General features: G+C 31.6%; 7 protein-coding genes and 3 pseudogenes. 3 read left to right on the top strand and 7 right to left on the bottom strand.

From position 1 onward, the window contains the following. Positions 1–2: 2 nt before the first annotated feature. Positions 3–993 (top strand): annotated as a pseudogene (locus IGM04_RS13900) (branched-chain amino acid aminotransferase). A gap of 1,081 nt (positions 994–2,074) precedes the next feature. Here the strand turns inward: IGM04_RS13900 and IGM04_RS13895 are convergent. The 6 genes and pseudogenes from IGM04_RS13895 to IGM04_RS13870 all read right to left on the bottom strand — a co-directional run. Then, a complete protein-coding gene (locus IGM04_RS13895; protein ID WP_218776539.1) occupies positions 2,075–2,503 on the bottom strand; it encodes a DDE-type integrase/transposase/recombinase in 429 nt (142 codons plus the stop codon). After that, a complete protein-coding gene (locus IGM04_RS13890; protein WP_086318283.1) occupies positions 2,470–2,682 on the bottom strand; it encodes a hypothetical protein in 213 nt (70 codons plus the stop codon). The genes IGM04_RS13895 and IGM04_RS13890 overlap by 34 nt, the downstream gene beginning before the upstream one ends. Positions 2,683–2,996: 314 nt before the next feature. Next, a pseudogene (locus IGM04_RS13885) lies at positions 2,997–3,116 on the bottom strand (IS3-like element IS-LL6 family transposase); the annotation flags it as partial. A gap of 256 nt (positions 3,117–3,372) precedes the next feature. Then, complete coding sequence (locus tag IGM04_RS13880; RefSeq protein WP_438757069.1) at positions 3,373–4,518, bottom strand: MFS transporter; 1,146 nt, start codon at positions 4,516–4,518, stop codon at positions 3,373–3,375. Beyond that, positions 4,519–4,950: a MarR family winged helix-turn-helix transcriptional regulator gene (locus IGM04_RS13875; protein ID WP_438757071.1), complete on the bottom strand. Its 432-nt coding sequence runs from the start codon at positions 4,948–4,950 to the stop codon at positions 4,519–4,521. Between the two features lie 592 nt (positions 4,951–5,542). Then, positions 5,543–5,813, bottom strand: a pseudogene (locus tag IGM04_RS13870) (IS6 family transposase); the annotation flags it as partial. Between the two features lie 114 nt (positions 5,814–5,927). Here IGM04_RS13870 and IGM04_RS13865 point away from each other — a divergent pair. Next, positions 5,928–6,170, top strand: coding sequence for a hypothetical protein (locus tag IGM04_RS13865; RefSeq protein ID WP_010821188.1), 243 nt, complete (start codon positions 5,928–5,930; stop codon positions 6,168–6,170). A gap of 805 nt (positions 6,171–6,975) precedes the next feature. On the opposite strand, the gene IGM04_RS13860 is transcribed toward IGM04_RS13865, so the two are convergent. After that, positions 6,976–7,503, bottom strand: coding sequence for a cysteine hydrolase family protein (locus tag IGM04_RS13860; protein ID WP_010821187.1), 528 nt, complete (start codon positions 7,501–7,503; stop codon positions 6,976–6,978). Positions 7,504–7,753: 250 nt separating this feature from the next. On the opposite strand from IGM04_RS13860, the gene IGM04_RS13855 reads away from it, so the two are divergent. Then, positions 7,754–11,083, top strand: coding sequence for a bacterial Ig-like domain-containing protein (locus IGM04_RS13855; RefSeq protein WP_438757073.1), 3,330 nt, complete (start codon positions 7,754–7,756; stop codon positions 11,081–11,083). Positions 11,084–11,090: the final 7 nt, after the last annotated feature.

Genomic DNA, 11,090 nt, shown 5'->3' with positions numbered 1-11,090 from the left:
ATATAGGATTTAGCTATCGGAATTTGCCTTTTCGCTATATTGCTCATTTTAAAGATGGAAAATGGGGTAATGGAAAACTAACAGGAGATAATAAACTTCATATCAGTGAATCTTCGCCTGCTTTGAATTATGGACAACAAGGTTTTGAAGGATTAAAGGCATATCGAACAAAAGAAGGTTCAACTTTTTCGTCCTGATCAAAATGCCATTCGTTTACAAAAAACAGCACGTCGTCTTTGTATGGCAGAAGTTTCAACTGAAATGTTTATTGATGCAGTTAAACAAGTTGTAAAAGCTAACGAGGCGTTTGTTCCTCCTTATGGAAAAGGCGCAACTTTATATCTTCGTCCGCTTTTGCTTGGAATTGGTGATGTTATTGGTGTAAAACCTGCTGAAGAATATATTTTCACTGTTTTTGCTATGCCTGTTGGTTCTTACTTTAAAGATGGATTGACTCCTTCAAAATTTGTTATATCAAGAGATTATGATAGAGCAGCTCCTCTTGGTACGGGGGGAGCCAAAGTTGGTGGAAACTATGCTGCTTCTTTGCAAGCGGAAGTTGTTGCTAAATCTTCAGGTTATGCAGATGCGATTTATCTTGATCCAAGTACACATACTAAAATTGAAGAAGTTGGTGCTGCAAATTTCTTCGGAATTACATCTGAAAATGAGTTTATTACACCATTGAGTCCGTCTATACTACCCTCAATTACTAAATACTCTCTTCTATATTTAGCAGAGCATCGATTAGGACTCAAAGCAATTGAGTGCGAAGTTTATGCTAAAGATTTGGATAAATTTATTGAAGCAGGAGCTTGTGGAACAGCAGCAGTTATATCGCCTATTGGACGAATTGATGACGGAAAAGATTCATATATATTTTATTCAGAAACAGAAGTAGGTCCAACAATTAAACGTTTGTATAATGAGTTGATTGGAATCCAGTTTGGCGATATTGAAGCACCGGAAGGTTGGATTGTTAAAGTTGAGTAATTGGTAAGGGGAAAGTAATAGTGGTATCTCTTAGTAAGCCTTTATACCTTAGGAACAAAATAACAGGCAAGAACATTACAAGAAAACTAAATACAAATAAATTATCTTTTATCTTTATGTTTTGAGAAAGAATGTGCTTAAAAATGTTTAATACATTTACCCCCACAAGTGGGGAAGAAAAAAAGGGTGGCATAAAAATTTATGCTACCCTTTTTTTGTACTTTAAACATATTATTTTTAGTATTTTTAACTTGCCATTTGGGGGGCCAACCGGAATTTGATATTTTTGTAAGGTAGCAAAAAATTGTGAATTTTTCATATTTATTTTTCTACTTTTTTATGTTAACCTTTCCTAAAAATATCGTTTACGGGAAATGTGCGAAATAAAATAGAAGGGAGTATTTTAAATGGAAAATCAGTTTCTTAACTCGTTCCTAAATGAACTTTTCTCTATTTTCTTTCGACTAGTTGCGCCTAGGGACTTAGTGAAACTATCACAAATTAAACATAGATTCTCAAGAGATTTGAAAAGGCTCGCACATCAGTATTTGTGGGGCAAACCGTACAAAAATTTCGAAATTCTGCCGCTACTCCATTTATTAAATTTGGTACAAAGTATGTTGATAGAGAAAGGAAAAATGAATATGCCTTTTATGGTACTATGATAAGTCAAATAACGGATTAGTCCATTATTTTAAGGAGGAGCCTCAGAATGGATATGTAGGTGTTTTCTTTGTGCTAGAATTATCTTCGTCGTATTTACTTCTAGCTATAACAGAAAGAATTCAGTTACGGATAAACTTCAAGTAAACTGCTTTGAAATATTAGAAGGACCATTCCTGCATGTTATATGTATCTCATACAAGAATGGATTCTTATTTTAGAAAATTCTAAGTATCGTGATATCTTATCTATTTATCAGAAAAATAAATTAGATTTAAAAGACTATCACCCTGATATTTAAATTGGAGTAGCTTTTTGTGAAATCCACTAGAATCAGGTGTTAGTAAGAAATGTCTGCTGAAAATCAACTGTAGAATTGGATAGATGTCAATTAAGTAGACATAAAAAGAGAATACTTTTAGTGGGGCTGCCAATAAATTTCTTCTTTCAAATTTAGAGAAAGCATATCGATTACTGAATGAGGTCTTCTAGGATTATAACAACCATAGATATATTTAAAACAAGCAAGTTTGACATCTTCTAATGAATATAATGTATAGCGTTTTAACTCTTCATGTTTCATCCATTTGAAGAAAGACACGGCTACAGCGTTGTCCCATGGATAAGCTATTTTTGAGTAGGGTGGAACAATCGTCAGTTTTTCTTGAATCTGTCGAAGTTGGGTTGAAAGATATTGTGATCCTCTATTAGAGTGGAGTATAACTGAGGAGGTAGTTTTTCTTTTACTGACAGCTTTTTCTAAGATGTCACAAACAATACTAGCCGTCATTTTATTATAGACATTCCAAGCAATCACTTTCCTAGAAAAAAATCCAAAATAATACAAATATAAACGAATCCATTTTTTTCTGTAATATAGGAAATATCACTTGTCCATACTTTATTAGGCTGACTTGTTTCAAATTGTTGTTGTAATAAGTTGGGGCAAGTCAAAGAAACCGCAGATTTCTGATAGCGGAATTTTGGTTTCACAGTTGCCATTTTTGGTAAATTCATTGATTTCATTAGACGGTACACTCAACCGTTTTAATTCTTGATTTTCAAGAAAACGATTGGAAGGGGTTCTATTGACATATTTATAAAACATACTACGATTGACTTTTAACACACGACATAACTAAGGCATAGTGTGTTCTGATTGAAGTAAGGAAATAGCCTTTAGTCGTTGGTGGAGTGTGGCGTGAATATGCAATTGCTTTTTTTAGGATAAGATTGTCCTCTTCTAAAGCAGCTTTTTATTTTTGAAGTTCTCTTATTTGTTTAGCAGTAAGAAGATTTCCTCATTCTATTTAAACTTCAGAATAGAGTTTGATCCATCATGAGATTACTGTTTGAGAAACGCCATACTCTTTGCATAAACTAGATTGAGTTTTCCCGCCATGATAAAGATTGACTAGGCTTTTTTTGAAATCTTCATCATATTTTTTGTAGTTAGACATATGTATTTTTCCTTTCATTTTTATGTCTAATTATAGACAGTATACCATTTACAAATCAGTCTACTTTATTAGTCTATATCCAATTTTTACTAGATTTATTGATCGTGAGGAACGATTTGTATCATTTTATAAAGTTTGTATTAAAGATAATCTGAATAAAGTAAAAGGAGAACATAGTATTAAATAAATAGACTTATAAATGTTTGTTTTCAATCCATTAATAGACAATAAAGAAGTAAAAAAAAGATTTGAACAATTAGTTCAAATCTTTTTTATTTACAAATGAATTGATTAACAGCAGTACTAACGATAAAAGAGATCCTATTAAAAAAGTACCAGTAGATATAGGAAGTTGTAATAATTTTCTGAAAAAATCTATAAAAAATGGGGATACAAATTGTCCTAAAAATAAGAGAGAAGTTCCTATTTCTATAGTCTTCGATTCATTCTGACCTTTAGAGTATTGAATTATTTTTTTGTTAAAGTAAGGAATTCCAATTCCTAGAGAAAACCCACTTATTGGCAGTGCGATAAGTAAAAAATAGATATTGAAGTGGAAGTAAATAATTAACATTGATAGAAAAAAAGATAAGAAGAGTACCGAACTAATTCTTTCTTTTAGAATATCGTAAATCTTACTAAAAAAAACCCCGCTGATAACCCCCGCTCCAGATGTTATTGCCATAAGTACTCCAGTTATTGTTGTTATATTATGATCAGTAATAGTAGAAATATAAAAAGATAGATTCGTTGGAATAATAAAATAAATGATAGTAATTAAAAATAATGTTAAATAGATAGAGATTAAACCAGCATTTAGTGACATATTTTTAGGTACAACTGTATGATTAGATTTTGAACTTTCTTTTGGGAAATATATCAATAATAATATGAATGCAATAACAGAAATCCAGTAAATCCAGAGACCATTTTTCCAATTATAAGTCCCTAAGAAACCTGAAAATAAAACTGCTGTAATAGTTCCTAAATTATTCATTGCACCAGCATAGCCTAGCATCTTTTCTTTTTCCTTACCTTCATAAATGGTATTAATAGAGGATACTGCTCTGGGGGCAATCAATCCTAATCCAATTCCTAAAATAATTCTACAAAACATAAAACTTGAAAACGATATTTTAAAAAGAGAAGGAATTAATCCACCAATTGAATACAAAAGGAGACCTATCAAAAGTATTGTTTTATTAGAATAAAAATTAATAAATTTTTGAGGTAGTAAAAAAGGTAGCAAAAAAACCAATAGTGAGGGTATAGTTACTAAAGATTTTATAAAAACTGGGCTAACAGTAGAGTATTCGTTGGAAATACCTGACAGCAATGGGGAAAGTACAGCTCCTGCCATCAAAGTTAATAATGATAAAATTAGTACAGAAATTTTTTTCATTTACAGCTCCTCCAAAATATTTAATAATTTCTCTAATTTAATTATTAAGTCTTCATATTCTTCATCAGAATAATTACTTACTATAAATTCGTTTAAATCATAAATTACCTTGTTAAAATTGTTAACAAGATTTTTACCAGACTCTGTCAAATATATAGAATATGCACTTTTATTGGATTCACTAGGAATTTTTTTTAACAAATCCTGTTTTTCATATTTATTTACTATTCTAGTCACATAAGATTTATTGACATTTCTTTTTTTAGCTATAAAATTTTGGTTACAGCCAGGATACTCTGAAATTGTTAAAAAATAGTTATAGTCATTTGGGTTTATATTTAAATTTTTAATTTCTTTACTACGGAATGCTAACATTTTTTCGTATATTTTTGATATTTTTTTACCGATTATAATGTTTTTTTCTTTAGTCATAAATACTACCTCCTATTAATAAATGAAGTATAACTCAATGTGTTTACTCGGTCAACTGTTTTCGTTCGCAAATTAAATGAAAACTATAAAGAAATAGAATCTATTCTTTAAAATAGAAAAAGCATGGGGTACACGGAAACATAGAAACAGAATAGTTCAATATAAAAGCGAATGAATATAGTATAATTCTATAAATCATTCGGTAATGATCAGGCGTTACCTAGATACTATGTTTGTAGAGATCAAGTAGAATTAGTACTGAAGGAATTGTCCAAGCAGGTAGCAACTAGGTGAAGAAATGCAAACTGTCAAACTGAATGTGTTTAAATTTTTATTGTCTATTCTAAAGATCAAGTTGATGGGGGATAGACAGGTCTGGTTGGTGAAAATCGCTCGAGGCAACAACACAAAAATGTTAACTGAACATATTCTGAAGCTTTTTCGATAAAACTTCATTCCAGTAATAGCCATTCGGAATTTAGGTGTATCTTTTGGTAAGCTTTTTTGGGATACCACATTTCAATAGATATATTCCCCAGTTCTGTTGCAAACTTTTATAAATAAAATATAAGTCTATGTATTTCTAACTAAATTAAGCTGGAATTCCCAATAATATCTTACTTTCAGTACAGACTGAAAAGCTGAAGTTAGTTCCTTTTTTTGGGCTTTTTCGTATATTCCTCGAATCGCTTCCATGCCTTTAATCGTAACTAAGGTAGTTCGTAAACGTTGATAAAATTTATGTTGACTTTAATTGGCTAGTGATTTTGTTCAATTATATTGTTGAAATATTTCACTGTTTTTGCGCTTGGTCTGCGTATAAAGTTTATTTTTTGAAGTTTTTTAAACGCATTACCAATCGATGCTCCATATCCGTCATCAGAACCTTCGCTTCTTCAATAAACGGAGTTTAGAAATAACAAATAGTGGTAAAATAGTCATTGGAGACGATCATAAAAAAGGAGAGAATGATTAATATGGAAATTTATGCTAATGAAAGAGGAAATTCTTATGGATGTACGTATTTTATAAGTTTATGTGAAGAAGAATTAGTAATAACGCTGGTATGGCAAGATAACTTTTTTGCTTATAACAAGGAAGAGGTAGAGAGTAAATTAAATAAAATGAAGTGTATAAGCACTTCGATAAAATTGGCAATCTATCAATTTATTGAGAAGACAAATTATTTATTGTATTTATCTTACAAGGAATTACACTAAAATTAAGAACAAAAATGCAATTGACCATAGTGCGCTTCAAAAGTTAGTTTTTTTGGTCTACCACTGGGGGAGCATTTAAATTTGAAAAATATGATTATGAATTCAAGAAAAAAGTAGTAGAAGTTTATCAAAATGGATCAGGAGATTATTGGACTCTAGCGAATCAGTTTGACATTACTTCGTTCTAAACTGTTCTTAAATTGGTTAAAGCAGTTGGAAAATTTGGGTTTAACGAACTTCATCGAAGCGTAAATAACCAATATTACTCTTCCGTCACTATTCCAATTTCAAGCAGGATATCATACATACATTATTATTTAACGAGTGGTGACTCTTATCTGACTGTTGCGTTGAAATATGGTCTGCCAAATGATACCTTAGTCTTGGCTTGGCATCAGAAATTTCTCCAAAAAGGCATACAAGACCTTTCATCAAAACCGAAAAGAAGACCTTCTATGTCAAAAAAAACTCGTTCAAGTGAAAAAACACGGATACGTGAACAAGAATTGGAACATGAGAATGAACTGTTGCGAGCGGAGCTATCTTTCATGAAAAGCTCCGCACTTTAATTCATGGAACTTCAATACTTTTGTTACAGTTTTTACTTTAATGGATTATCAGAAAAAGAACCAACAAGGTACAACTGTTGGTTCTTTTTCAGGCTATAATATATTGAAGCTGGTACCTGTACTATTGGTACTAAGCAAGAGGTGACCAATTTTAAAAATAAAGGACATTATTGTTAGTAGGTCCTGTTAAGAAAAACTCTCATGTAATTACAGATACAAGTCTTTGTAAATCTCAGTTAACTCTTGAAATAATCTGTAACCGTAGTCAAAGAAATTTCGGGTCGTGAGGTTAGTGCCGCTAAACCAATTAGATGGATTTCTTCACTAGCGCTTGACGTTGCATCCGTAAGGATACTTACTTTGTATTTCTCAGCTGATTTTGATATAGCAGTATGGGTTACACAGTTTTGCGTCATCATCCCTGTAAGAACAATTTCTTTAACCCCATAATTACTCAAAATGGATTCCAAGTTTGTTTTATAAAAACCATCCGCGTACGCTTTAGTTACTACAATTGGATCTGGGACTTTTTCAATAATTTCTTTTCTAAGTTCTACACCGTTTGTACCTTCAATAAAAAATGGGGCTATCCCTAGTGAAGGGTCAGCTACGTGTTTAATTAAAATAATCGGAATATTTACATTCAATGAATTGATTGTTGCACGTTCAATATTCTCTAGTGTTTTTATAGTATTCCATAATGGAAATTTTCCTCCTTCAAAATAATCATTTTGGGCATCAATTATCAATAAAGCTTTTTGCATTTCTATTCCTCCATTCTTTTGCTATTATATATAATACTTCCTAGAAAAAGAAAGTTTTTCTTGCTCAAAATACAAAATTAAAAAAATTGATACCGCGAAATTTATTGTGAATTAGATTAAAATAATATTTGTATTGGATAAAAAAGTTGTTGAAAGTCATTAATGTTTTCGATATACTAATAAATATATATAGTTTTAAAGTATTTCATGCAATTAAAATTGTGAATTATATTTGAAAGGAGTATTTTTAATGAAAAAAATAACAAATGTTATCTCAATAGGGGTGCTAATATCCTCCATCATTCTACCAAGTTATGCTAGCGCTGTTACTGTAGATAGTCAACCACAATCTAGTATTTCTGATAGAGATAACGATAATGTAATTAAAGATAGTAGTGATGCTTCCATTGAGGATACTAAAGATATGGATGGAAATCCTGATAAAGGAAATGATACAACAAAAAATCCCGAAGAAATAGGAACAACAACTTCAAAGTCATTATTCAATAAAGAAGAAAGTAATAATATAGAAGAAAAGACCGAAAAAAGCACATTTAGTAGTACTGCAAATAACCTAGATAGTACTAATAATAATCTTTCTAGTGAAGAGGATATAAGTAATAGTATTAAATACGCTACTAAAGATGTTGACTCTGACTATGCTCAAATGCCTGAGATTTCAATATCTAGAAAATCAAATAGTCAATACTCGGGTATTAGTCTGTGGGTTTCTGCTAAAATTACAAATGTTGAAAACAATATCATCAAAAAAGGGACTAAAATAATCATCTCAGGTGTTTCAGGAGAGTATTTTGACTTTGATAATTGGAGTTTTGTTGACGGTTCCGCATATGGTGAATACTCTGTAGACCCAGGAAAAGGTCAACTTATTTATACAATTAATACAGATATAGACTTCTCTGGAAGCTTTACATTAAACTGGTTTGTCCCAACAAAAGCAGTTCAACAAACTTCTGAAGTTCAAATTCTTACAGGCCAATATATTGATGATAAAAACTCTACAGATATAGATATTGAAAATGCTAAATTTCAGGTCACTAAAGCTCCTGGAGGCGGGGGAGTAGAAACAAGAGTACAAGCTAATGCTGGTAACCAAGGAAATATAGCTGTTGACAATAATGCTAAAGGAGTTTCAATTGATGGGTATAGTATTTATGATCCAAACCAAAAATACTTACCTGTAACATACATTTTAGATCCAGGAAATTTGACTTCATCTCAAACTAATCGAACATATACAATTTCAGGAACGGGCCCTGGTTCTGAAATAATTCCATCTTTAATTCGCGTGTCTATAGATGATGGTCTAGGGAGTATTAATTATTTAACATTGGATCAAGCAACAAGTGATGGATATATAAAGTACAAAATTAACGATGATAATTCTGTTAGTATTACTTGGGAAAATGGTATAAAAATAAACTATAATAGGATAAACGTTCCCTTATATGCTCCCGATGTTACTGGACAATATACAGTAACATCGACATATACAGCAGACACTTATTATCCTGGAATCTCTGTAACTAACTTGACCAATAAGGTGGCATATGTTCCGGGAAGTAGTGGATTTATCCCCAAGATTTTGGGTGCTACAGATAAGGTACTAAAACAAGGAGCTGATGTTGGCGACCTTGATGATTGGCTACTTAAAGGTGTAACAGCAACAGACTTGACTGATGGGAATCTTACTAATCAAATTGAAATTTTAGATTTTAACGAGTTAAAGAATGCATGGGAAAAACATATTAATGGAGAATTTAAAGTAACATATAGCGTCAAAAATAGTCAAAATCAGATAGCTACAAAGCAAGTAAAAGTTACAATTTACTCGGATATTACAATTCATTATCAAGATGATTCAGGTAATAAAATAAGAGAAGACCTAACTCTTACTGGAAATCCTGGAGATAGCTATGTGATTGATAATAGTGATATTACCGTTAATAATCAGAAGTATTATTTCTCTGTAGCAAAACCTACAACGCTTACAGGTAAATATGGTGATAATGGTCAACCAACTGAGGTGTTTTTAACTTATATGTATAACAAACAGTCTATCAATGGCGCAGACTTTAGCATGTATGTAGGAGATAAAACACCAACTGTATCAGATTTCAAAGCTACTGCAACAGATAAAGACGGCAAAGAGCTTGAAGTAACAGCAGACTTCTCAAAAGTAGACTTCTCAAAAGCAGGAACCTATGAAGTTACACTACAAACAACAGATGGTCAAACCAAAACAGTTAAATTAGTAATTAAAGAAAACAAACAGTCTATCAATGGCGCAGACTTTAGCATGTATGTAGGAGATAAAACACCAACTGTATCAGATTTCAAAGCTACTGCAACAGATAAAGACGGCAAAGAGCTTGAAGTAACAGCAGACTTCTCAAAAGTAGACTTCTCAAAAGCAGGAACCTATGAAGTTACACTACAAACAACAGATGGTCAAACCAAAACAGTTAAATTAGTAATTAAAGAAAACAAACAGTCTATCAATGGCGCAGACTTTAGCATGTATGTAGGAGATAAAACACCAACTGTATCAGATTTCAAAGCTACTGCAACAGATAAAGATGGCAAAGAGCTTGAAGTAACAGCAGACTTCTCAAAAGTAGACTTCTCAAAAGCAGGAACCTATGAAGTTACATTACAAACAACAGATGGTCAAACCAAAACAGTTAAATTAGTAATCAAAGAAAACAAACAATCCATCAGTGGCTCAGACTTTAGCATGTATGTAGGAGATAAAACACCAACTGTATCAGATTTTAAAGCTACTGCAACAGATAAAGATGGCAAAGAGCTTGAAGTAACAGCAGACTTCTCAAAAGTAGACTTCTCAAAAGCAGGAACCTATGAAGTTACATTACAAACAACAGATGGTCAAACCAAAACAGTTAAATTAGTAATCAAAGAAAACAAACAATCCATCAGTGGCTCAGACTTTAGCATGTATGTAGGAGATAAAACACCAACTGTATCAGACTTCAAAGCTACTGCAACAGATAAAGATGGCAAAGAGCTTGAAGTAACAGCAGACTTCTCAAAAGTAGACTTCTCAAAAGCAGGAACCTATGAAGTTACATTACAAACAACAGATGGTCAAACCAAAACAGTTAAATTAGTAATCAAAGAAAACAAACAATCCATCAGTGGCTCAGACTTTAGCATGTATGTAGGAGATAAAACACCAACTGTATCAGACTTCAAAGCTACTGCAACAGATAAAGATGGCAAAGAGCTTGAAGTAACAGCAGACTTCTCAAAAGTAGACTTCTCAAAAGCAGGAACCTATGAAGTTACATTACAAACAACAGATGGTCAAACCAAAACAGTTAAATTAGTAATTAAAGAGAAAAACAAAGTTATTAACCAAAACATTGATAAAAATAATCATTCGTCTCGTCAAAGTAAACAAACAAATAATTTTAAAGCAAATTTACCAAGTACGGGAGAACAAAAATCAAATCTATTTTATGTTATAGGAACAATATTAATATTTTTAGCTCTTGCTGTATTTGGTGGATTAAAAAAATATAGAAGACGCAATTAATTAAATG

This window comes from Enterococcus sp. DIV2385 (genome assembly GCF_051711925.1).
In the GTDB taxonomy this organism is placed as follows: Bacteria; Bacillota; Bacilli; order Lactobacillales; family Enterococcaceae; genus Enterococcus; species Enterococcus faecalis.
The sequence above is the reverse complement of the archived record's forward strand: the minus strand, read 5'-3'. Positions and strand labels throughout refer to the sequence as shown.

Excerpts from the sequence above, each read along its gene's own strand:
- IGM04_RS13890 (WP_086318283.1), bottom strand. The coding sequence starts at position 2,682 with ATGAAATCAATGAATTTACCAAAAATGGCAACTGTGAAACCAAAATTC.
- IGM04_RS13855 (WP_438757073.1), top strand. The coding sequence starts at position 7,754 with ATGAAAAAAATAACAAATGTTATCTCAATAGGGGTGCTAATATCCTCC.
- IGM04_RS13860 (WP_010821187.1), bottom strand. The coding sequence starts at position 7,503 with ATGCAAAAAGCTTTATTGATAATTGATGCCCAAAATGATTATTTTGAA.
- IGM04_RS13875 (WP_438757071.1), bottom strand. The coding sequence starts at position 4,950 with ATGACTAAAGAAAAAAACATTATAATCGGTAAAAAAATATCAAAAATA.
- IGM04_RS13865 (WP_010821188.1), top strand. The coding sequence starts at position 5,928 with ATGGAAATTTATGCTAATGAAAGAGGAAATTCTTATGGATGTACGTAT.
- IGM04_RS13880 (WP_438757069.1), bottom strand. The coding sequence starts at position 4,518 with ATGAAAAAAATTTCTGTACTAATTTTATCATTATTAACTTTGATGGCA.